Genomic DNA, 22,161 nt, shown 5'->3' on the forward strand with positions numbered 1-22,161 from the left:
CTCCCCACCGGGACCGGGCGGCGACGGGGTCGGCGTGGGCGTCTCGCCACCGGGGCCGGGCGGCGACGGCGTGGGCGTCTCCCCACCGGGACCGGGCGGCGACGGGGTCGGCGTGGGGGTCTCGCCGCCGGGGCCGGGCGGCGTCGGGGTGTCCCCGTATCCCGGGGTGTCCCCGTAGCCGCCGGATTCGCAGTCGTTGCCGAAGGCGGGGTTGAGCCCGCTGATGACGTCCGCCGTGTTCCCGCACGCGTTCACCGGCACGTCGACCGGCGCCTGCGCGTTGTTGCCGGACAGGACACCGGGCGAGCCCTCGGTGCGGCCCTGCGTCGCGTGCCCGGAGGGGCCGTGACCGCCACCGCCGTAACCGGAGTCGTCGCCATAGCCGGAGTCGTCGCCGTACGAGGCGCCGCCCTTGGGCGAACCCGAGCCGTTCGCACAGGAGTTACCGAACGCCGGGTTCAACAGGGCGATGACATCGACGGAGTTGCCGCAGGCGTTGACCGGCGCGTCGACCGGGACCTGGACGTTGTTGCCGGACAGGACGCCCGGCGAGCCCTTGGCGGCGCCGTCCGCGTCCGAGTCGGCGAGGGCGGGACTGCTGCCGCACAGGGACAGGATGCTCGTCGCGGCGGCGGCCGCGACCATTCCCCTACTCAGGGTCTGTCGCAATCTCGTTGTCCTCCTGTTTGAAGGAGTGGGAAAAGCCGGCCTTGGAAGGCAACAGAAGCTGTCCAAGGCCGGCTCACACAGCCGAAGAGGCTGGGGCGTTACGGCGTCACTGGTTGACGCAGGTGTTGCCGAACGCCGGGTTCAGCAGAGCGATGACGTTGACGGTGTTGCCGCACACGTTGATCGGGATGTGGACGGGGACCTGGACCACGTTGCCGGAGAGGACGCCCGGCGAACCGATGGCGGCGGCGTCGGCGCCCGCGTCGGCGAAAGCGGGGGCAGCCATGCCCAGAGCCATGATCGCGCCCGCGACGACAGCAGCGGTCTTCTTCATGATCTTTCCCTTCTCTGCGGTCATGCCCCTATGACGTGACCTGCAGGCTGTAAACGAGGGATAGACAGACGAAGAAACTCCGGAACGTGAGTCGTCCGGTAATTCACTCTAACGCCTTCACAGAATTGACACGAGACGCCCAACCGAGAAGAAACGCTTCGCCTGAGTAGCGCAAAACGCTCGGACAGCCCGCGTGAATTCAACGGACCGCCCGAGCGGATCACCAGCGGCTGATCAGCCGTTGCCCGCGCCGTTGCCCGCGAGGGCGGAGATGTCGTTGAGGATGTGCGACAGCGGCTCGTCGCCCTTGGCCTGCGTCGAGTTGGTGGCGCACTGCTGGTTCTGCGCGGCCGACAGGACCGGGACGTCCTGGAGGACACCGACGGCGCCGACACCGGCGATACCCTGGGCGTTCGCCTTCACCGGCAGACCGATGCACAGCTTGTTGGCCGTGCTCTGCACCAGGCTGGCCTGCGGGCTCATGTCGCCCTTGGTGACCGAGTTACCGAACGCCGAGTGGGCACCGTTGCCGCTCGCGGACTTGGTGCCGTCGTCGTTCCCGATCGCCATGGCCGGCGACGCCGCACCTACGACGGAAGCGGCGACCGCCGCGGCGGCCATTGCCTTCTTCAGCATTTCTGTTCCTTTCCTGGGTGCATCACCAAGACGCACGCTCCTGCCCTCGCATCAACCAGCTCCACGGGGTTAGGTTTCGGCACTTCACCCGATCGGGCCGCGGCTCCCCCGGAATTCACGGAATCGCCGAATGGGCCATCGGAGTGAAGAGGAGCAACCAAGCCGCCGCCGGACAGTTGACCAGAACGCTCCGGTGGACGGGGTTTCTCCAGAAGGGACTAGCAAGTGATCAAGAAGGTTCTGGCTTCCGCCGCGGTCGCGGTTTCCGTCGTGGGCGCCGCCTCCCCCGCCATGGCGATCGGCAACGACGACGGCACCAAGTCCGCCAGCGGCAACGGTGCGCACCAGTCGTTCGGCAACTCGGCCACCTACGGCAACATGAGCCCGCAGATGGCGCTCATCCAGGGCTCGCTCAACAAGCCCTGCATCGGCCTGCCCGCGAAGGCGAACCTGCAGGGAATCGTCGGCCTCGCGGCCGTCGGCGTCCTCCAGGACGTGCCGATCCTGTCGGCCCCGCAGAACCAGCAGTGTGTCGAGAACTCCACCCAGGCCAAGGGCGACGAGCCCCTGTCGCACATCCTGGACGACATCTCGGCCCTCTCCGGCAACGGCACGGGCAACCACTGAGCCACCCTCGGGGACTGACGTCCCTGAGCCTTGGGGCTGCAATCTGAGTCCCTGTCAGCGGGCCGCCGGATTCCCGGCGGCCCGCTGTCCTAGCGTTCGGCGCGTGACGATGAAGAGAACTCTTTCTTCCCTCGCGATCCCCGGACTCGTCCTCGCGACGACCGCGACACTCCTCGGCAGTTCCGCACTCCACGAACGACAGGCGCCCAAGGCCCTGAACATCCTGCTCATGGGCACGGACGGACGGGACACCATCACCGCCGCCGAGAAGCGCAAGTTCCACGCCGGCGGCATCGCCTGCAACTGCACCGACGTCCTGATGCTCGTCCATGTCTCCGCGCGCCGCGACCACGTCAGTGTGGTCAGCATGCCGCGGGACTCCTACGCGGACATCCCGCCGTACCGCGACGCACCGAACGGCGAGGAACGCCCCTCGCACCCCTTGAAGATCAACGGCGCCTACAACGAAGGCGGCCCCGCACTCACCGTCAGCACGGTCGAGTCGATGAGCGGCATGCGGATCGACCGGTATCTCCAGGTGGACTTCCGGCGTTTCATCGACGCCGTCAACGACGTGGGCGGGGTCGAGGTGTGCACCTCGCGGACCTTGAAGGACTCGGCCACCAAGCTGAACCTCAAGCCCGGCAGCCACCGGCTGGACGGCGGCCCGTCGTTGCAGTACGTCCGCTCCCGGCATGTCGACACCAGCGCCGATCTCGGGCGGATCCAGCGTCAGCACCGGTTCCTGGTGAACGCGCTGCGCGGGCTGCGGGCGGGCAAGGCGCTCACCGATCCGGTGGGCATGGCGCGCGTGATGGACACGCTGCTCGGCAAGGGGCAGGTCGAGCAGGGCTTCGACGCCAAGGAACTGGTGCAGCTGGCGGCGGCGCTGGAGAACGTGCCGGCCAAGGCGATCGAGTTCACGACGGTACCGATCGCCGGCTTCAACGAGACCCGGCCGGACATCGGTTCGACGCTGGCCTGGGACATGGAGCGGGCGGACGCGATGTTCGCCAAGCTGCGCGCGGACCAGCCGCTGCTCAAGGCCGACGCGGACCCCGTGCCCAAGGACCCGCCGGGTCTGAAGGGCTACGGCCCGGTGCGGGGCAGCTCGCTGACCTGCAAATGAGCTCGTACGACCGGGGCGCCCGCGCGGTTCGCGAGTGCGCTGGGCCAATCGGGGCAAAGAACGCAACCCCGGACGGGGTGCGGCCGTTGTCGATCATGCAGCTCCTCACCGGAGTCCGCATTTCGAAAGGGAATGAACATGAAGAAGCTGTGGGCTACCGCGGCTATCGCCGCCTCCGTCGCCGGTATGTCGGCTGCGGCCGCCCCCCAGGCTCTTGCCATCGGTGACGGTGACGGCACCACCTCCGCGAGCGGCAACGGCGCCTCGCAGGAGTTCGGCAACTCGGCCACGTTCGGCGACATGAGCCCGCAGCTCTCGCTGGTCCAGGGCTCGCTGAACAAGCCGTGTGTCGGCCTGCCCGCGAAGCTGAACCTGCAGGGAATCGTCGGCGTCGCCGCCGTCGGTGTCCTCCAGGACGTGCCGATCCTGTCGGCCCCGCAGAACCAGCAGTGTGTCGAGAACTCCACCCAGGCCAAGGGCGACGAGCCCCTGTCGCACATCCTGGACGACATCTCGGCCCTCTCCGGCAACGGCCAGGGCAACGGCTGATCCTCGGATCCCCGCCACGGCGGGTCACCGGTTCCTCCGGTGGCCCGCCGTTCGGCGTTTCACCCGCGGTAGATCGCCTCGATGTCCCGCGCGTACGCCGACAGCACCGTGTGCCGTTTGACCTTCAGGGACGGCGTGAGCATGCCGTTGTCCTCGGTGAACTCGCCCTCGACCAGCGTGAAGGCGCGGATCGACTCGGCGCGGGAGACGGCCTCGTTGGCGTAGTCCACGGCCTTCTGGACGTCGGCGCGCAGCCTCGGGTCCCGGACGAGCTCGGACAGCGGGGTGTCGGCGGGCATCCTGCGGACCGACAGCCAGTGGGCGATCGCCTCGGGTTCGAGGGTGATGAGGGCGGCGACGAAGGGGCGGTTGTCGCCGACCACCAGGCACTGCCCGACCGGCGGGCGGCTGCGCAGCCTGTCCTCCAGGACGGCCGGGGAGACGTTCTTGCCGCCCGAGGTGACGATGATGTCCTTCTTGCGGCCGGTGATGGTGAGATAGCCGTCCTCGTCCAGGGAGCCGAGGTCACCGGTGGCGAACCAGTCGTCGGTGAGTACGGCGTCGGTGGCGGCCGGGTTGTTCCAGTAGGCGCCGAAGACGATGCCGCCCCTGATGAGGACCTCCCCGTCGTCGGCGATCCGGACGGCGGTGCCGGGGACCGGTGGGCCCACTGTGCCGGGGCGGGGTTTCAGGGGCGGGACGATGGTGGCGGCGGCCGTGGTCTCGGTCAGGCCGTAGCCCTCGTAGACGATGATCCCGGCCGCGTAGAAGAACAGGTTGAGGTTGCGGTCGAGCGGGGAGCCGCCGCTGATGGCGTAGCGCATCCGGCCGCCGAGTTCCTTGCGGACCCGGCGGTAGACCAGCAGGTCGTACAGGGCCCACGCGGCGTACAGGCGCGGGCCCGGGCCCTTGCCGCGGTCGAGGAACTTGTCCAGGTACTGCTCGCCGAAGCGGACGGCGACGCGGTCGGCGCGGTCGAAGGAGGCACCGCGGCCGATCTTCTCGGCGGTGGCCCGGCCGGTGTCGTGGATCTTCTCGAAGAGGTACGGCACGCCGACGAGGAAGGTCGGGCGGAACTCCTTGAGCGCCGGGCGGAGTTCGTCGGGCTTGATGCTCGGGCAGTGGCCGATCTCGATGCGGGCCATCAGGCAGGCGATCTGGAGGGTGCGGCCGAGGATGTGGGCGAGGGGGAGGAAGAGGAGGGTGGAGGCGACCTGGCGGGTGACCTCCTTGAAGATCGGGTGGAGCAGTTCGACCGTGTTGGCGGCCTCGGCATGGAGGTTGGCGTGGGTGAGGACGCAGCCCTTGGGTTGTCCGGTGGTGCCGGAGGTGTAGCAGATCGTCGCCACGGTGTCGGGTGTCAGGCTCGTGCGGCGCTTGGTGACCTCCTCGTCGGGGATGGCGGCGCCGAGGGTCTTGAGTTCGGCCGTCCCGGATGCGTCCAACTGCCAGATGCGTGGCTGCTCTTGGTGGCCTGATGTGCCCGTCGTGACCGTTTCCGCGTTCTCCGCGGTCTCGGTGACGACGAAGCGGGTGCCGGAGTCGCGGACGATCCACTCGACCTGTTCCGCGGAGGAGGTGGCGTAGATCGGGACGGTCTGGCCGCCCGCCGCCCAGATCGCGAAGTCCAGGACGGTCCATTCGTAGCGGGTGCGGGACATCACCGCGACGCGGCCGCCCGGTTCGAGGCCCGCCGCGATCAACCCCTTTGCCACGGCGGTCACTTCGTCAGCGAAGGCGGCTGCCGTGACGGGGTGCCAGGTGTCCCCCTGCCTGCGGCGCAGGACCACCGCGTCGGGGGCCTCGGCCGCGTTGGTGAAGGGCAGGTCGGCGGTGCTGCCCGCCGGTGGCCGGGGGGCGAGGGCTGCGGTGCGGGCCTCGCGCACCACGCCCTTCGCGTCCCTGGTGATCTCGACCTCGGTACGGCTTGCCAGGTCGGTGCGCTGCTTCGCCCGCTTCAAGTCCTTGCGTACGCCCATGACGGCCCCCAGTCGGCTCTGACTGGGGGGCCAACTTACCCGTGCGTAACAAAAGGTCAATGGGTCCGGCAGGAGCCGCTGTCAGTCACCGTGACGGCTCGCCTGGTCGATGGCCTCGGCGAGCTGCCGTACGTCCTCGTCCTCGGTGCTCTCGGCCAAGTCGTGGGCGCGTTCGCTCAGTTCGCCGAGGGACGGGGTGCCGGGCAGGGGGCTGAACTCGGCGCCGTAGGAACGCAGGGTGTCGGCGAAGTAGGCGGCGACGGCGGTGACCTGGAGGCGGGGGCCCGCGTCCCAGAGTGCCGCGTCGAGGTCCTCGCTCTCCAACTGGCCGGACTCCTCGTGCGGGGTGCGGGACTCGGGGTCGAGCCAGCGGACGCTCGCGGTGGCGAGGTGGCCGTCGGCGCCTTCCTTGTGGCGGACGGCGTAGAGGGCGGTGACGGTGTGGCCGGGGCCGATCTCGCCGCCGTCGACGCTGTCGTCGCGGAAGTCCTCGTCGTCGACGCGGCGGTTGTCGTAGCCGATCAGGCGGAACTCCTCGACCGTCTCGGGGTCGAAGGCGACCTGGGCCTTGGCGTCACGGGCGGTCAGGCCGATGTTCCGTGGGAGTTGCTCGACGAAGACCTTGCGGGCGTCGTCCTCGTCGGAGACGTAGGCGGTGTGGCCGTCGCCCTTGTCGGCGAGCTCCTCCATCAGCTGGTCGCCGTAGTCGCTGCCGACGCCGACGCCGAAGAGGGTGATGCCGTGCTCGCGGCGTTCGCTCGCGATGCGTTCGAGGATGCTCTGCGAGTCGGTGTCGCCGGTGTTGGCGAGGGCGTCCGAGATGAGGACGACACGGTTGGTGGCGCCCTTGCGCAGGCCGTCCTCGGCGGTCTCGTAGCCGGTGTCGACGCCGGCGCCGAGGTTGGTGGAGTCGGTGGGTTCCAACTCGTCGATCGCGTCGTGGACCTCGTCGCGGTTGCCGTCGAGGCGGGTCATCGGCAGGACCCGCTCGGCCTCGTCGCTGAAGGTGACGATGGCGACCGAGTCGTCGTCGCGGAGCTGGTCCGTCATCGTGTCCAGGGAGTCCTTGGCGAGGTCGAGGCGGCCGGGCTCGGCCATGGAGCCGGAGATGTCGATGACGAAGGTCAGGGCGGCCGGCGGGCGTTCGTCCGCGTCCTCGGCCGTGCGGGTGGCGAGGCCGACGCGGACCAGGGACCAGTCGTCCTCGTCGGTGCGGGCGCCGTCGACGGTGACCGAGAAGCCGTTGCCGTCGGGACGGTCGTAGTCCTGGCGGAAGCTGTTGACGAACTCCTCCGGGCGGACCGTCGAGGGGTCCGGCAGCCGGCCCTCGGCCAGGGTGCGGCGGGCGTAGCCGTAGGAGGCGGTGTCGACGTCCAGGGCGAAGGTGGAGAGGTAGTCGGGCTCGGGGGCGACGTCGCGGGAGTCGCTGTCCGCGCTGTCCGAGCTGTCCGAGCTGTCCGGGCCGCCCTGTTGTTCGCCGTCCGGGGCGGGTGCGTAGCCGCCGCCCTTGTTGCCGCCGTCGTACGAGGAGTCGCTCGCTCCGTCGCCGCTCGCGCTGCAACCCGTCAGCAGCAGGCCGCCCGCCGTGGTGAGCGCGAGCAGCGTGGCGCGCACGCGTCGTATTCGATACTGCTCCATCTTCCGTGCCCCCTTGGTCCGTTGACGTCGACCTTTGTGACTGTGACGGGCCGGGGGGCCGGAACGTGCGCTACGGAGCGTTGCGGAAGCGTCTCGAAGAGGCCACGGAGACGGGCCGTCGAGACCGGTAGGTGATCCTCCGTTGACCTAGGACACCACGTCCTTGCGGGCGAAACCGCGGAAGGCCAGCGCGAACAGCACGAGGGCGAGCGTTATCGACAGGGAGGTGCCCTGGATCATGTCGGACCAGTCCAGGTCGGGTCGTACGGCGTCGAGCCAGGCGTACTGCCAGTGCGCGGGGAGGAAGTCGCGCCAGTCGCCGAGGGCCGTCACCTCGTCCAGGACGTTGCCGACGATGGTCAGGCCGACCGCGCCGCCGACCGCGCCGAGGGGGGCGTCGGTCTTCGTGGAGAGCCAGAACGCCAGGGCGGCGGTGACCAGTTGGGAGACGAAGATGTACGCCACCGTGATCACGAGCCGCTGGGCGGCCGTGCCCGCGGACAGTGAACTGCCAGTGGGCAGTTCCAGCGGACCCCAGCCGTAGGCGGCCGTGCCGACCGCGAGGGCGAGCACCGGGAGGAGGATCATCGCGGCCAGGCTGAGGGTGAGGCCGACGACGAGCTTGGACCACAGCAGTCGGGCCCGGGGCACGGGCGCCGCCAGCAGATAGCGCAGGGAGGACCAGCCGGCCTCCGAGGCGACGGTGTCCCCGCAGAACAGCGCCACCGGGATGACCAGCAGGAAGCCCGCGGAGGCGAAGAGGTTCACCGCGGCGAAGTTCGCGCCGGACAGGGTGGCCGTGTCCATGAGGTTGACGTTGGAGTTGCCCGAGCCCGGCCCGCCGCCCAGTTGGAAGGCGACGAGCAGGACGAAGGGCAGGGCCGCCAGGACGCCGAACATGACGAAGGTGCGGCGGCGCTTCAACTGCCGTACCAGTTCGACCCGGACGGGCAGCGTACGGCCCGCGCGGTAGCCGTCGGCGACTTCCGCACGGTCGGTCAGCGTGCTGCTGCTCATGCGTGGTCTCCGATCAGGGTGAGGAAGGCGTCTTCGAGGCGGCGGTGGGGGCCCACCGACTCCACGGGGACCTCCAGGCGGACGAGTTCGGCGACCAGGCGGGCGGCGCTGCCGTCCGCGTCGAGCCGGACCAGCAGCCCGCCCTCGGCGGCGGCGGCCGAGGCCACGCCCGGGAGGGCGGCGACCTTCTCGACGACCGGCTCCTCCACCGGTACGGCGGTGCCGACCAGCAGGGTGTCGCCGGAGCCGACGATCTCGCCGACCGGGCCCGCCTGGACGAGCTGTCCGTGGTCCATCACCACGAGGTGGGTGCAGGTCTGCTCGACCTCCGCCAGGAGATGGCTGGAGACGATGACCGTGCGGCCGGCCGCCGCGTAGCGGATCATCACCTCGCGCATCTCGCGGATCTGCGGCGGGTCGAGGCCGTTGGTCGGTTCGTCGAGGATGAGCAGGTCCGGCAGGCCGAGCATGGCCTGGGCGATGGCCAGGCGCTGGCGCATGCCCTGGGAGTAGGTGCGGACCGCGCGGGCCAGCGCGTCGCCGAGGCCCGCGATCTCCAGGGCCTCCTCCAGGTGGGCGTCCTCGGGCGGGCGGCCGGTGGCCCGCCAGTACAGCTCCAGGTTCTCCCGCCCCGACAGGTGCGGGAGGAAGCCGGCGCCCTCGACGAAGGCTCCGACACGGGAGAGCACCGGGGCGCCGGGCGCGATCGCGTGGCCGAAGACGCGGATCTCGCCGCCGTCCGGCTTGATCAGGCCCATCAGCATGCGCAGGGTCGTGGTCTTGCCCGCGCCGTTCGGGCCGAGGAGTCCGAGGACCTGGCCCTTCTCGACGCGGAAGGAGAGGTCCTTGACCGCGTACCGGTCCGACGACTTGGCGTAGCGCTTGCTCAGGTCCGTGATCTGGAGCGGGACTTCGGCCAGTGCGGGCTCGGGGGCGGCGGGCGCCGCGGTGCGGCGGCGGCCGGTCAGGATCAGCAGCAGGGCGATCAGCGCGCCGGTGAGCGGCAGCCACCACACCCAGGAGGGCAGCGGGGCCTGTGCCCGGTCCTCGCTGAGGGCGGTGGGCACCTTCAGGCCGTCGCCCTTGAGGGAGACGGTGTAGGTCGCCGGGGCGGTCGGGGAGGCGTAGCCGAGGTCGGTGGAGGCGAGGACCAGGCGGACGCGGTGGCCGTCGTCCACCTCGTGGTAGATCGCCGGGAGGGTGAGACGGACGTCCTTGCCCGCCTTGGCGCCCTCGACCCGGATGGGCTCGACCAGTTGGGAGGGCAGGGTCTGCTGGCGGCCGTCGGGGCCGACGTCGTACAGCTTGGCGAAGAGGACGGCGTCGTCGCTGGTCGACTTCACGTGGACGGTGACCGTCGAGGAACCGGTGATCTGGAGGTCGTCCTCGAAGGGCGCCGACTCGAAGGCGGCGTACTGGCCGGGGAAGTCGAGGGAGACGGAGACGCCGAGCGAGGAGAGCTGGGCGAGGCCGCCGGCGGCGCTGCCGAGGCCGGGGAGGGCCGACACGGCGGGCGGGTTGGCGCCGGCCGGGTTGGCGAAGCTCTGCTCGCGGCCGGTGAGGGCGACGGTGCGCCGGTCGCTCTCCAGGCCGGGGTAGGTGTCCTCGGTCACGCCCCTGGTCCGCTGCTCGGTCTCGCCGGAGCTGGAGGTGGTGCCGGAACCGAGGGTGCGGGTGACACGGAAGGCCGGGCCGGTGTCGGTGGCCTTGTCGTCCTTGAGGTAGCGGTCGAACCAGGAGATGACGCGGGACTGGACGCGGCTGGTCTCCATGTTGCCGCCGTCATGGCCGCCGGCGATCCAGTCGACGTCGACGGGGGCGCCGTTGGCCTTGATCGCCTTCGCGGCGGCGTCGGCCTGGTCCAGCGGGAAGAGGGAGTCGGTCTGCCCCTGGATGAGCAGGGTGGGGACCTTGATCCTGTCGCCGACCGCGGAGGGCGAGCGCTCCTGCAGCATCTTCTCGGCCGCGGCGTCCGGGGTGCCGGACTCGGCGACGCGCTGGTACATCTCGCAGATCGCCGGTTCGAACTTGTCGCAGCCGCCCGCGGTGTTGACGAAGATGCCGGCCCAGAGCTTCTTGAAGACGCCGTTCGGGAAGAGGGCGTCCGAGAGGTTCCAGTAGGTGATCGCCGGGGCGATGGCGTCGACGCGGTCGTCATGGCCGGCGGTGAGGAGGGCGATCGCGCCGCCGTAGGAGCCGCCCGCCATGCCTACGCGGGGGTCGCCCTTCTTGTCGAGCTGGACCGTCGGCTGCTCGGCGAGCCAGTCGATCAGCTTCTCGACGTCGGCCACCTCGGCCTTCGGGTCGTTGAGGCCGACCTTGCCGGTCGACTTGCCGAAGCCCCGGGCGGACCAGGTGAGGACCGCGTAGCCGTCCCGGGCGAGGGCCTCGGCCTGCTCGCGTACGTCGTCCTTGCTGCCGCCGAAGCCGTGGCCCAGGAGGACGGCGGGGTGTCTGCCGGCGGCATCGGGGGTGAAGTACGAGGTGTCTATGCGTACGCCGTTCACCGCCATGACCCGGTCGGCCCGGTGCACCGGGGGCGCGTCGTCGTCGGCGACGGCCGTCCATGTACCGGCGCCGGCGAGCACCGCGACGCAGGCCGCGGCGGCGAACCACCGGCGTGGCCCTCGCAGTTTTCGCAGCCGGGTCAGTCGAAGATCCATGGGTCAACGGTACGGGGCGAAGCTGTCGGATCCTTATCGACCAGAGGTTGAACTCCGGTACCGCCCATGGGGGTACGGGGTCGTTTTCATGTACCGCGTTCGTTGTACGCCGGGTGCGCGTCCGTCGTGGCTGGTCGCGCCCACGCGGCGGTAGCCGCAAGTCGATACAGCCCGCGCCCCTTTGCGCCCCAGCGGGGCGATCAAGGGCGGTCACTCCTCCGGGATCGAGACCAGCCAACGGGTTTCCGTTCGCGGGCGCAGGTACAGCGCCCAGTACAGCGTCGCCGCCGCCGTGATGCCGCCCGTCCACAGGAGGTACTCCGTCTCCTGCTCGCTGAGGATGTACGTCAGGACCGCGATCAGCAGGACCGGCACCGCCGGCCACAGGGGCATGCGCCAGGCCGGGGTGTGCTTGTGGTGGCCCTTGCGGGAGAGGAGGGCGGCCACCGCGACCAGGAGGTACATGGCCGTCACCGAGACGCCCGTGATGCCGTAGAGGGTGTCCAGGTTCACGAAGCACAGGATCGCGCCCGGGACTCCGACCGCGAGGGTGGCCACCCAGGGGGAGCCGAAGCGGCCCAGCTTGGCGAAGACGTTGTTGACCGGGGTGGGCCAGGCCTTGTCGCGGGCCGAGGCGAAGAGGACGCGGGAGTTCTGGATGACCATGACGATGCCCGCGTTGATGATCGCGAGGGCCACGCAGAGGCTGACGAAGGTGCCGACGGCGGAGTTGGACCAGGTGGTGACCATGGTGCCGATGTCGCCGCCGGTGAGCGCGGTGAGGTCCTTGGCGCCCAGCGTGATCGCGATCACCGGGACCAGGATGATCACGGAGGAGATCGCGAGGGTGGCGAGGACCGTGCGGGCCACGTTGCGGCGCGGGTTCTCCATCTCCTCGGAGAGGTAGACGGCGGTGGAGAAGCCCTGGGTGATGAAGAGGGCGATGGCCAGGCCGGACACGATCAGCATCGCCGTCACGGTGTCCGCGTGGCCGTCCGCGCCCGCCACCTGGAGCGAGACGAGACTGTCCGCGCCCCGCTCGCTGTGGGCGAAGCCGAGGACCGCGACCACGGCCGCCGCGATCACCTCCAGGACCAGGAAGACGCCGGTGATCCACGCGTTGGCGCGCAGGTCGAGCAGGCCGGCGAGGGTCGCAAGGAGCATGACGCCGGCGCCCGCGAGCGAGGGGTCGAGGTGGACGATCGGCGCCAGGTAGTCCGCCGTGCCCATCGCGATCACCGGCGGGACGATCATCACGACCAGGAGGGACAGCACGAAGACGAGCCAGCCCGCGAGGCGGCCCGCCATCGTCGAGACCATCGCGTACTCGCCGCCCGCGCTCGGGATGAGGGTGCCCAGCTCGGAGTAGCAGAACGCCACGGCGATACAGAGGAGGGAGCCGATGGCGATGGTCAGCGCGGTCGCGGTGCCGAGCGAGCCGAACAGGTCAGGGACCACCACGAAGAGCGTGGACGCGGGGGTCACGCAGGACAGGGTGAGCAGGGTGCCGCCGACGACTCCGATGGAGCGCTTGAGCTTCTGGGGGCTGTCGGGTGCCTCGGGGAGGGCGACCTCGGCAGGGCGGAGCGTGTCGGTCATACGGCGGTTCCGATCGACTCGTGCAACAGATTGCGGTGCATGGAATCCCGACGAAAACCATCGCGTCAATGGCTGTTTACCTACGGAATCAGTAGATCCACATCGCGTTAAGGATCCGTATACGCCGTTTCGGCCATGTCCCTGCCCGCCCTTGCAACATACGGGAACCGCAGTCGCGGCCAGGTAAAAAAATCCCTCGCGGAGCTGTCGGTGGGGCCCGATAGAGTCTTCAGTCTCAGAACTCACAGTCGAATCACAGCTTTGGGTGGGGACAGATGAAGCTGAAGCACACCGCTGCCTGGGTGGGGTTCACGGCGGCGGCGCTTGTCGCGACGTCGGCGTGCAGCGCCGAGTCCGTGAAGCAGACGGCCGAGGCGGTCGACAAGACCGACGCGATCATGGCGGCGCTCACACGGGCCACCGACCGGGCCGAGAAGCTCGGCTCGGCCGAGGTGAAGGTGACCACCGACCTGGGCACGGGGACGCCGATAGCCATGGACGGCACGTACTCATGGGGCGACGGCACGGCCTACGACGTCCAGATGGACACCGAGGCCGCGCAGATGCAGACCGTGCAGGACGACCCGAAGATCCGCGCCCTGTTCGTCGACGGCGTCTACTACTACGACGTCGACCCGCAGGCCTCAGGGCCGCTCAAGGGCAAGGAGTGGATGTCCGTCGACGCCTCCGCCCTGGTCGGGGAGAGCGGTAGGGCGTCGTTGAGCAACGGCGGGGGCTCCAACCCGACGGAGTCCCTGAAGAGCCTCAAGTACGCGAAGGACGTCAAGGACCTCGGCACCAGAGCGTGAACGGCCAGAAGGCGACCCACTACCGGGCCGTGATCGACGCCTCGCGCGTGGGCATGCTCCAGAACGCCAACAAAGAGGGCTCGCTGCTCAACGACATGACCGGCGAGATCAGCTCCATCACGATGGACGTCTGGCTGGGTGAGAAGGATCTGCCCGTCCGGCTGAAGCAGGACATGGGCAGGGTCAAGGTCACCATGGACTTCAACGAGTTCGGAGCCACGGCCGCGATCAAGGCCCCGCCGGCCGCGCAGACCGCCGACATGACCCAGCTGGTCCAGGACAGTCAGCAGTCGTAGGCATGCCCGAGCCCGGGCACCCTGTGAGGTGCCCGGGCTCTGCTGAGCTCGCTCAGTGGTTGCGCGGGAAGCCGAGGTCGACGCCCGAGGGACCGTCCGCCGGGTCCGGCCAGCGGGTCGTGACGACCTTGCCGCGGGTGTAGAAGTGCGTGCCGTCGTTGCCGTAGATGTGGTGGTCGCCGAAGAGGCTGTCCTTCCAGCCGCCGAAGCTGTGGTAGCCGACGGGGACCGGGATCGGGACGTTCACGCCGACCATGCCGGCCTCGACCTCCAGCTGGAAGCGGCGGGCGGCGCCGCCGTCCCGGGTGAAGATCGCGGTGCCGTTGCCGAACGGGGAGGCGTTGATGAGGGCGATGCCGTCGTCGTAGGTGTCGACGCGCAGCACGGTCAGCACCGGGCCGAAGATCTCGTCCTGGTACGCCTTCGCCGTGGTCGGCACCTTGTCGAGCAGCGAGATGCCGATCCAGTGGCCGTCCTCGAAGCCCTCGACGGTGAAGCCGGAGCCGTCCAGGACGACCTCGCAGCCCTCGGCCGCGGCGCCGGTGACGTAGGACGCCACCTTGTCGCGGTGGACCTTGGTGATGAGCGGGCCCATCTCGGAGGTCGGGTCGTTGCCGGGACCGATCTTGATCTTCTCGGCGCGCTCGCGGATCTTCTCCACGAGCTCGTCGCCGATGGAGCCGACGGCGACGACGGCCGAGATGGCCATGCAGCGCTCGCCCGCCGAGCCGTAGGCGGCCGACACGGCCGCGTCCGCCGCCGCGTCGAGGTCGGCGTCCGGGAGGACCAGCATGTGGTTCTTGGCGCCGCCGAGGGCCTGGACGCGCTTGCCGTTCGCCGAGGCCGTGGTGTGGATGTAGCGGGCGATCGGGGTCGAGCCGACGAAGGAGACGGCCTTGACGTCCGGGTGCTCCAGGAGGCGGTCCACGGCCACCTTGTCGCCGTGCACGACGTTGAAGACACCGTCGGGCAGACCGGCCTCGGCCAGCAGCTCGGCGATCTTCAGGGAGGCCGACGGGTCCTTCTCGGACGGCTTCAGCACGAAGGTGTTGCCGGTCGCGATGGCGATCGGGAACATCCACATCGGGACCATCGCCGGGAAGTTGAACGGCGTGATGCCGGCGACGACACCGAGCGGCTGGCGGATCGAGGCCACGTCCACGCGGCTGGCGACCTCGGTGGACAGCTCACCCTTCAGCTGCACGGTGATCCCGCACGCCAGGTCCACGATCTCCAGACCGCGCGCGACCTCGCCCAGCGCGTCGCTGTGCACCTTGCCGTGCTCGGCGGTGATCAGCTCGGCGATGGCGTCCCGGTTCGCCTCAAGCAGCGCCCGGAACTTGAACAGGATGGTGGTCCGCTTGGCCAGCGAGGAGGTGCCCCAGGTCTGGAACGCGTCCTTGGCGGCGGCGACGGCGGAGTCCACCTCCTCCACGGAGGCGAACGCGACGTTGGTGGTGACGGCGCCGGTCGCCGGGTCGGTGACCGGCCCGTAGTTGCCCGACGCGCCTTCGACGGTCTTGCCGCCGATCCAGTGGTTGACGATCTTCGTCATGCCCAGTTGCTCCTTCACAGATGGCGGCGTCGGGTAGAGACGTGCCGGTCGTACTCCTCGCGGGCCTTCACCGCAGACGGTCGGGTCGCGGTCTCGGCCACAGGTACATCCCACCAGGCTTGCGCCGGAGGCGCGCCCGACACTGTGTCTGCCGTTTCGGTCTCGACGTAGACACATGTGGGAGTGTCCGCCGCACGTGCCTGAGCGAGGGCCTCGCGCAGGTCACCCACGGTCTTCGCGCGCAGAACGCGCATGCCCAGACTGGCCGCGTTGGCGGCCAGATCCACCGGGAGCGGAGCCCCGGTGTAGGTACCGTCCCCGGACCGGTAGCGGTACGCGGTACCGAACCGCTCACCGCCCACCGACTCGGACAGCCCGCCGATCGACGCGTACCCGTGGTTCTGGATGAGCAGCATCTTGATCGCGACGCCCTCCTGCACGGCGGTCACGATCTCGGTCGGCATCATCAGATACGTGCCGTCGCCGACCAGCGCCCAGACGTTGCGCCCGGGGTCGGCCATCTTCACGCCGATCGCCGCCGGGATCTCGTAGCCCATGCAGGAGTAGCCGTACTCCAGGTGGTACTGGTCCCGGGAGCGGGCCCGCCACAGCTTGTGCAGGTCGCCGGGGAGCGAGCCGGCCGCGTTGATGATCACGTCCGACTCGTCGACGAGCGCGTCCAGCGCGCCCAGGACCTGCGGCTGCGTCGGGCGTACGTCGGGCTCGTCGGCCTCGTAGCAGGCGTCGACGCGGTGCTCCCAGCGGTCCTTGTCCTCGCTGTACTCCGTGACGTACGGCTCACCGGCCCGGTGCCCGTGCATCTGGAGGGCCTCGGTCAGCTCGGCCAGACCGCTGCGGGCGTCCGCGACGAGCGGCTGCCCGGCGAGCTTGTGGCCGTCGAAGGGGGCGATGTTGAGGTTGAGGAAGCGCACACCGTCACCCGCGAACAGGGTGTGGGAGGCGGTCGTGAAGTCGGTGTAGCGGGTGCCGACACCGATCACCAGGTCGGCCTGGCGGGCGAGTTCGTTGGCGGTCGCGGTGCCGGTGTGGCCGACGCCGCCGACGTCCTGGGGGTGGTCCCAGCGCAGCGAGCCCTTGCCGGCCTGGGTGGAGGCGACGGGGAACTTCGTCGCCTGAGCGAACTCGGCGAGGGCCTCCTCGGCGCGGCTGTGGTGCACACCGCCGCCGGCGACGATCAGCGGGCGCCGGGCGGCGCGGATCACCCTGACCGCCTCGGCCAGTTCGGTCGGGTCCGCGCCCGGGCGCCGTACGGCCCAGGTCCGCTCGGCGAAGAACTCCTCGGGCCAGTCGTAGGCCTCGGCCTGGACGTCCTGGGGCAGCGCGAGGGTCACCGCGCCCGTCTCCACCGGGTCGGTGAGGACGCGCATGGCCTGGAGCGCGGCCGGGATCAGGGCTTCCGGGCGGGTGACGCGGTCGAAGTACCTCGACACCGGGCGCAGGCAGTCGTTGACGCTGATGTCGCCCGCGTAGGGGACTTCGAGCTGCTGGAGGACCGGGTCGGCGACCCGGGTGGCGAAGGTGTCGCCGGGGAGGAGCAGGACCGGGAGGTGGTTGATCGTGGCCAGGGCGGCGCCGGTGACCAGGTTGGTGGCGCCGGGGCCGATCGACGTCGTCACCGCGTGCGTGGACAGGCGGTTGGACTGCCGGGCATAGCCGATGGCCGCGTGCACCATCGACTGCTCGTTGCGGCCCTGGTGGTACGGCATGTCGTCGCCGTACTCGATGAGCGCCTGGCCGAGGCCCGCGACGTTGCCGTGGCCGAAGATGCCCCAGGTGGCGCCGATCAGCCGCTGCCGTATGCCGTCGCGCTCCGTGTACTGGGCGGCGAGGAAGCGGACGAGTGCCTGGGCAACCGTGAGCCTCGTCGTCGAGGTCTGCACCGTCATCGGTAACCCTCCGTATGGTCCGGGTGGAAGCAGATCCGCCACTCGCGCGTCTCCCCCGGTCCGGCCATGACGTTCAGGTAGTACATGTCGTGGTCGGGCTGGGCGATGGACGGGCCGTGCCATCCGTCGGGGACGAGGACGGCGTCGCCGGAGCGGACCTCCGTGAGGACGTCCGATCCGCCCTCACGGGAGGGAGATACGCGCTGATAGCCGAAACCGTTCGGGCCGTCGATCTCGAAGTAGTAGATCTCCTCCAGCTCCGCCTCTTCGCCGGGCCGGTTCTCGTCGTGCTTGTGGGGCGGGTACGAGGACCAGTTGCCGCCGGGGGTGATGACCTCGACCGCGATGAGCTTGTCGCAGTCGAAGGCGTCGGCGGAGGCGAAGTTGCGGACGTGGCGCAGACGGTTGCCGCTGCCGCGTTCTTCGGTGGGGACCTCCGGCGCGGGGCCGTAGCGGGCGGGGAGTCGTCGCTCGCACTTCGCTCCTGCCAGGGCGAAGCGGCCTCCCGCGCCGGAGGCGATCGTGGCCTGGGCGTCGCGGGGCACGTACGCGAAGTCGGAGACCGACGCGAACACGCTTTCCCTGCCCAGGAGTTGGAACTCGTTTTCTTCCGTTTGTACGGTACATCCGCCTTCCAGCGGAAGGACGATCCACTCGCTGTCGCCGGTGGTGAAGGTGTGGGCGCCACCCGGCTCCAGCGTGACGATCCGCAGACTGCAGTAGGTCCAGCCGGCCCGCTTGGGGTCGATGTCCACTGTGTACCGGGCGTTGCTGGAGGCGCCCTCGGGAACGTACAGATCGTTGCTCATGCGGCCCTCACAGCAGTCCTACGGCGGTGTCCACGGCGGCGGCCACGTCCCCGTCCGCCGGGTAGAGCAGCGAACGGCCGACCACCAGGCCCCGGACGGTGGGGAGTTGCAGCGCCCCGCGCCACTTCTCGTACGCCCCGTCCTGATCGTCGCCCACCTCGCCGCCCAGGAGGACGGCGGGCAGCGTCGAGGTCGCCATGACCTCGGCCATGTCGTCGGGGTTGTCGGTGACGGGGACCTTCAGCCAGGTGTAGGCCGAACTGCCGCCCAGGCCCGAGGCGATGGCGATGGACTTGGTGACGGCCTCGGCGGAGAGGTCGTTCCTGACCTTGCCCTCGTCCGTGCGGCCGCTGATGAACGGCTCGACGAAGACGGGCAGTCGGCGTGCGGCCATGTCGTCGATCGCGCGGGCGGTGGACTCCATGGTGGTGAGGGAGCCCGGGTCGGCGTAGTCGATGCGCAGGAGCAGTTTGCCGGCGTCGAAGCCGAGCCGCTGTATGTCCTCGGCGCGGTGGCCGGTGAAGCGGTCGTCGAGTTCGAAGCTGGCGCCCTGGAGGCCGCCGCGGTTCATCGAGCCCATGACGACCTTGCCGTCGAGGGCGCCGAGCAGCAGCAGGTCGTCGAGGATGTCGGCGGTGGCGAGAACACCGTCGACGCCGGGGCGGGACAGCGCCAGGACGAGGCGTTCGAGCAGGTCGGCGCGGTTGGCCATGGCGAACTTGCGGTCGCCGACGCCGAGGGCGCCGCGGGCCGGGTGGTCAGCGGCGACGATCATCAGGCGGTCGTTGGCGCCGAGCAGCGGCCTGCGGGTGCGGCGGGCGGCGGCCTCCGCGATCGCCTCGGGGTGGCGGGTGCGGAGGCGGACGAGTTCGGAGACGTCGACGGTCACTTGACGGCTCCTGCGGCGATGGCGGCTTCGATCTCCTGCGGTGTGGGCATCGCGGAGGAGCACTCCAGACGGGAGGCGACGATGGCACCCGCCGCGTTGGCGTGCCGCATGGTCTTCTCCAGATCCCAGCCTTCGAGGAGGCCGTGGCACAGCGAGCCGCCGAAGGCGTCGCCGGCGCCGAGGCCGTTGAGGACGGTGACGGGCAGGGGCGGGACCTCCGCCTCCTCGCCCTTGCTGTTGACGGCGAGGACACCCTTGGGGCCCTGCTTGACCACGGCGATCTCGACTCCCGCGTCCAGCAGCGCCTGGGCCGCCGCACGGGGCTCGCGTACGCCCGTCGCGACCTCCACCTCGTCGAGGTTGCCGACCGCGACGGTGGTGTGACGCAGGGCCTCCTCGTAGAAGGGGCGGGCGTCGGCAGGGTCCTTCCAGAACATCGGGCGCCAGTCGAGGTCGAAGACCGTGAGGCCCGCCTTGGCGCGGTGGGCGAGGGCCGCCAGCGTCGCCGTACGGCTGGGCTCCTCGCTCAGGCCGGTGCCGGTGATCCAGAAGATACCGGCGGCCCGGATGGCGTCGAGGTCGAGCTCGTGGGCGTCGATCTCCAGGTCAGGGGCCTTGGGCTCCCGGTAGAAGTACAGCGGGAAGTCGTCCGGCGGGAAGATCTCGCAGAAGACCACCGGGGTGGGCAGGCCGGGGACCGGGGTGACCCAGCGGTCGTCGACGCCGAAGTCCTTCAGCGCCTGGTGCAGGTAGGTGCCGAAGGGGTCGTCGCCGGTGCGCGTGATCACCGCGGTGCGGCGTCCCAGGCGGGCGGCGGCGACCGCGACATTCGTGGCCGAGCCGCCGAGGAACTTGCCGAAGGACTCCACCTGCGGCAGTGGGACGCCCGTCTGCAGCGGATAGATGTCTACTCCGATCCGCCCCATGGTGATCAGGTCGTACGCCATCGAGTTCCCTTCGTATCGACTCTCCCCAGGATTTCTAGCCCCGGATCCCGAGCCCTGTCAATGTTTTGTCCAGACATTCGGACGAGACCTTGACAGCGCTTACCGCTCGAACGGAAGCTGACCGGCATGACGTCGTTGTCACCTCAGCCCTCACTGTCGCGCATCCGGATCGGGTCGGCTCCCGACTCCTGGGGTGTGTGGTTCCCCGACGACCCTCAGCAGGTCCCCTGGCAGCGCTTCCTCGACGAGGTCGCCGGCTCCGGTTACGAGTGGATCGAGCTGGGCCCGTACGGGTATCTGCCGACCGATCCCGCGGTCCTCACCGAGGAGGTGAACCGTCGGGGCCTGAAGGTGTCCGCCGGCACCGTCTTCACCGGCCTCCACCACGGCGAGGCCGTGTGGGAGAAGACCTGGGCGCATGTCGCGGACAACGCGGTGCTGGCGCAGGCGATGGGAGCGAAGCATCTCGTGGTCATCCCGTCCTTCTGGCGGGACGACAAGACCGGTGAGGTGCTGGAGTCCGACACCCTGACGCCGGAGCAGTGGCGGAACCTCACCACGCTGACCGAGCGGCTGGGGCAGCGGGTGCGCGAGGAGTACGGGCTGCGGATCGTCGTCCACCCGCACGCCGACACGCACATCGACAGCGAGCCGAACGTCGTCCGGTTCCTGGACGGGACCGACTCCTCGCTCGTGTCGCTGTGTCTGGACACCGGGCACTACGCGTACTGCGGCGGGGACAGCGTCAAGCTGATCGAGACGTACGGGTCGCGGATCGGGTATCTGCACCTCAAGCAGGTGGATCCGGAGATCCTCGCGGACGTGCGGGCCAAGGGGACGCCGTTCGGGCCGGCTGTGGCGCAGGGTGTGATGTGTGAGCCGCCGACCGGTGTGCCCGCGCTGGGGCCGGTGCTGGAGGCTGCGCAGAAGCTGGATGTGGATCTGTTCGCGATCGTCGAGCAGGACATGTATCCGTGCGAGCCGGACAAGCCGTTGCCGATCGCCAAGCGGACGCGCGCGTTTCTTCGGAGCTGCGGGGCGTGAAAGGCGCCTGAGGGGGTGCCGGGGGCTGTGCGTGGGCGAGTGCGGGTGATTCGTGGCTTGTCGCGCAGTTCCCCGCGCCCCCAGGGGGGTTGCAGCATGGCCTGATGAATAGTGCCGTGCGTGTTCGGGGCGGACATGGGGCCTGGGGGTCCTGGGAAGTTGCCCTTGCCCTGCCGCATCCTCGGGTGCGGCCCGGGGTGGTGAGCTATCGCGGGGTTCGGATGGCCCTGGAGCGGCCTCGGCGGCGGCTGGAAACGCCCATCGGGGCCGCCACTTTGCTGTTGGGGTTCGAGGAGCCCGTGCGGATCACCCGTTCCGGGCGGGCCCCCGACACCCTCGTCTCCGTGTTCTGCGGGCCTACGACCACCCCTGCCCTCGGCGAGCACAGCGGGCGCATGTCGGGGATCGAGGTGCTGCTCGCGCCCTGGGCGGCCTTCACTCTCTTCGGGACGCCGCAGTACGAACTGGCCAACCGGACCGTCGATCCGGACGAGTTGCCGCATGCCTTGTCCGGCCGGGTCGGTGAACTCGCCTCCGCGCTCGCCGCGTTGCCCACGTGGGAGGCGCGGTTCGGGCTGCTGGACGAGGTGTTGGCGCGGTGGTCCGAGGCGGGGACGCCCTGTTCGGCGCGGGTCGTGCGGGCGTGGGCGGAGTTGGTGCGGTCCGGGGGTGCGATGCCGGTGCCGCGGCTCGCCGACGAGGTCGGGTGGAGTGTGCGGCAGCTGGAGAGCCGGTTCCGGGAGCAGATCGGGCTCGGGCCGAAGGCGGCGGGGCGGGTGCTGCGGGTGGGGCCGGGTGTGGTGTGGGCGCGTGGCGTGTGCCGCGGCTGGGGAGGGACGGTCGTACATCCCGTGGCGGGTGTCGTGAAGGGCGGGGCGGTCTGCGACGGCGGACTGGTCGAGCCGGGCGGGGGCGTAGGACGTGATGCAGTAGTACCGGGCGTTGGAGGTGCGGCCACCGCCGGACGCGTTGCCGAGGGCCCAGATGCCCACCGCGGCGTGGCTCTTGTCGGGGTGGACCATGTTTCGGGCGCGGACCACGCCGACTGGACCGCGGCCTGCGTGG

At 70.1% G+C, this 22,161-nt stretch carries 19 protein-coding genes and 1 pseudogene; 7 read left to right on the top strand and 13 right to left on the bottom strand.

Annotated features, from left to right (window positions below; genetic code table 11):
• From HLK59_RS35730 to HLK59_RS35740, 3 genes are all read right to left on the bottom strand, one after another.
• A partial coding sequence (locus HLK59_RS35730) for a chaplin (RefSeq protein ID WP_240982840.1) occupies positions 1 to 669 on the bottom strand: 669 nt, incomplete at its 3' end.
• A 106-nt stretch (positions 670 to 775) separates the two neighbouring features.
• A complete protein-coding gene (locus HLK59_RS35735) occupies positions 776 to 1,003 on the bottom strand; it encodes a chaplin (RefSeq protein ID WP_171145787.1) in 228 nt (75 codons plus the stop codon).
• Positions 1,004 to 1,237: 234 nt separating this feature from the next.
• Positions 1,238 to 1,639 carry a rodlin gene (locus HLK59_RS35740; RefSeq protein WP_171145772.1) on the bottom strand — a complete coding sequence of 134 codons (402 nt, stop codon included), beginning with the start codon at positions 1,637 to 1,639 and terminating at the stop codon, positions 1,238 to 1,240.
• Between the two features lie 225 nt (positions 1,640 to 1,864).
• On the opposite strand from HLK59_RS35740, the gene HLK59_RS35745 reads away from it, so the two are divergent.
• The 3 genes from HLK59_RS35745 to HLK59_RS35755 all read left to right on the top strand — a co-directional run bounded on the left by HLK59_RS35745 (position 1,865) and on the right by HLK59_RS35755 (position 3,944).
• On the top strand, positions 1,865 to 2,266 hold the full coding sequence (locus HLK59_RS35745) for a rodlin (protein ID WP_171145773.1): 402 nt from the start codon (positions 1,865 to 1,867) through the stop codon (positions 2,264 to 2,266).
• Positions 2,267 to 2,375: 109 nt separating this feature from the next.
• The gene (locus HLK59_RS35750) at positions 2,376 to 3,395 is read left to right on the top strand and encodes an LCP family protein (protein ID WP_171145788.1); all 1,020 of its coding nucleotides are present in this window, start codon (positions 2,376 to 2,378) and stop codon (positions 3,393 to 3,395) included.
• A gap of 138 nt (positions 3,396 to 3,533) precedes the next feature.
• Positions 3,534 to 3,944, top strand: a complete 411-nt coding sequence (locus tag HLK59_RS35755; protein ID WP_171145774.1) for a rodlin — start codon at positions 3,534 to 3,536, stop codon at positions 3,942 to 3,944.
• Between the two features lie 59 nt (positions 3,945 to 4,003).
• On the opposite strand, the gene HLK59_RS35760 is transcribed toward HLK59_RS35755, so the two are convergent.
• From HLK59_RS35760 to HLK59_RS35780, 5 genes are all read right to left on the bottom strand, one after another.
• On the bottom strand, positions 4,004 to 5,923 hold the full coding sequence (locus tag HLK59_RS35760) for an AMP-dependent synthetase/ligase (RefSeq protein ID WP_171145775.1): 1,920 nt from the start codon (positions 5,921 to 5,923) through the stop codon (positions 4,004 to 4,006).
• Positions 5,924 to 6,004: 81 nt separating this feature from the next.
• Positions 6,005 to 7,561 (bottom strand): VWA domain-containing protein, encoded by a 1,557-nt coding sequence (locus tag HLK59_RS35765; RefSeq protein WP_171145776.1) that lies wholly within the window; start codon positions 7,559 to 7,561, stop codon positions 6,005 to 6,007.
• 147 nt (positions 7,562 to 7,708) lie between these two features.
• Positions 7,709 to 8,578, bottom strand: a complete 870-nt coding sequence (locus HLK59_RS35770; RefSeq protein ID WP_171145777.1) for an ABC transporter permease — start codon at positions 8,576 to 8,578, stop codon at positions 7,709 to 7,711.
• Positions 8,575 to 11,241, bottom strand: a complete 2,667-nt coding sequence (locus HLK59_RS35775) for a CocE/NonD family hydrolase (protein ID WP_171145778.1) — start codon at positions 11,239 to 11,241, stop codon at positions 8,575 to 8,577. Before HLK59_RS35775 ends, HLK59_RS35770 begins: the two co-directional genes overlap by 4 nt.
• Positions 11,242 to 11,451: 210 nt before the next feature.
• The gene (locus tag HLK59_RS35780; protein ID WP_171145779.1) at positions 11,452 to 12,840 is read right to left on the bottom strand and encodes an APC family permease; all 1,389 of its coding nucleotides are present in this window, start codon (positions 12,838 to 12,840) and stop codon (positions 11,452 to 11,454) included.
• 275 nt (positions 12,841 to 13,115) lie between these two features.
• On the opposite strand from HLK59_RS35780, the gene HLK59_RS52490 reads away from it, so the two are divergent.
• Together HLK59_RS52490 and HLK59_RS52495 are read left to right on the top strand one after the other, a co-directional pair.
• On the top strand, positions 13,116 to 13,649 hold the full coding sequence (locus HLK59_RS52490; protein ID WP_346779888.1) for a hypothetical protein: 534 nt from the start codon (positions 13,116 to 13,118) through the stop codon (positions 13,647 to 13,649).
• On the top strand, positions 13,646 to 13,945 hold the full coding sequence (locus HLK59_RS52495; protein WP_346779889.1) for a hypothetical protein: 300 nt from the start codon (positions 13,646 to 13,648) through the stop codon (positions 13,943 to 13,945). Before HLK59_RS52490 ends, HLK59_RS52495 begins: the two co-directional genes overlap by 4 nt.
• A gap of 52 nt (positions 13,946 to 13,997) precedes the next feature.
• On the opposite strand, the gene mmsA is transcribed toward HLK59_RS52495, so the two are convergent.
• Genes mmsA through iolC form a run of 5 tightly spaced genes read right to left on the bottom strand, consistent with a single transcriptional unit; the run spans position 13,998 to position 20,052 of the window.
• Positions 13,998 to 15,500, bottom strand: coding sequence for a CoA-acylating methylmalonate-semialdehyde dehydrogenase (gene mmsA / locus HLK59_RS35790; protein ID WP_171145780.1), 1,503 nt, complete (start codon positions 15,498 to 15,500; stop codon positions 13,998 to 14,000).
• A 14-nt stretch (positions 15,501 to 15,514) separates the two neighbouring features.
• Positions 15,515 to 17,407, bottom strand: coding sequence for a 3D-(3,5/4)-trihydroxycyclohexane-1,2-dione acylhydrolase (decyclizing) (gene iolD / locus HLK59_RS35795; RefSeq protein ID WP_171145781.1), 1,893 nt, complete (start codon positions 17,405 to 17,407; stop codon positions 15,515 to 15,517).
• The gene (gene iolB / locus HLK59_RS35800) at positions 17,404 to 18,216 is read right to left on the bottom strand and encodes a 5-deoxy-glucuronate isomerase (protein ID WP_171145782.1); all 813 of its coding nucleotides are present in this window, start codon (positions 18,214 to 18,216) and stop codon (positions 17,404 to 17,406) included. The genes iolD and iolB overlap by 4 nt, the downstream gene beginning before the upstream one ends.
• Before the next feature lie 7 nt (positions 18,217 to 18,223).
• Positions 18,224 to 19,105, bottom strand: coding sequence for a deoxyribose-phosphate aldolase (locus HLK59_RS35805; protein WP_171145783.1), 882 nt, complete (start codon positions 19,103 to 19,105; stop codon positions 18,224 to 18,226).
• Positions 19,102 to 20,052 (bottom strand): 5-dehydro-2-deoxygluconokinase, encoded by a 951-nt coding sequence (gene iolC, locus HLK59_RS35810; protein ID WP_171145784.1) that lies wholly within the window; start codon positions 20,050 to 20,052, stop codon positions 19,102 to 19,104. Before iolC ends, HLK59_RS35805 begins: the two co-directional genes overlap by 4 nt.
• Positions 20,053 to 20,178: 126 nt before the next feature.
• Here iolC and HLK59_RS35815 point away from each other — a divergent pair, with 126 nt between their 5' ends.
• Positions 20,179 to 21,096 (top strand): sugar phosphate isomerase/epimerase, encoded by a 918-nt coding sequence (locus tag HLK59_RS35815; protein ID WP_171145785.1) that lies wholly within the window; start codon positions 20,179 to 20,181, stop codon positions 21,094 to 21,096.
• A gap of 299 nt (positions 21,097 to 21,395) precedes the next feature.
• Positions 21,396 to 22,161, top strand: a pseudogene (locus HLK59_RS35820) (hypothetical protein); the annotation flags it as partial.

The organism is Streptomyces sp. S3(2020) (genome assembly GCF_013044505.1).
Taxonomy (GTDB): domain Bacteria; phylum Actinomycetota; class Actinomycetes; order Streptomycetales; family Streptomycetaceae; genus Streptomyces.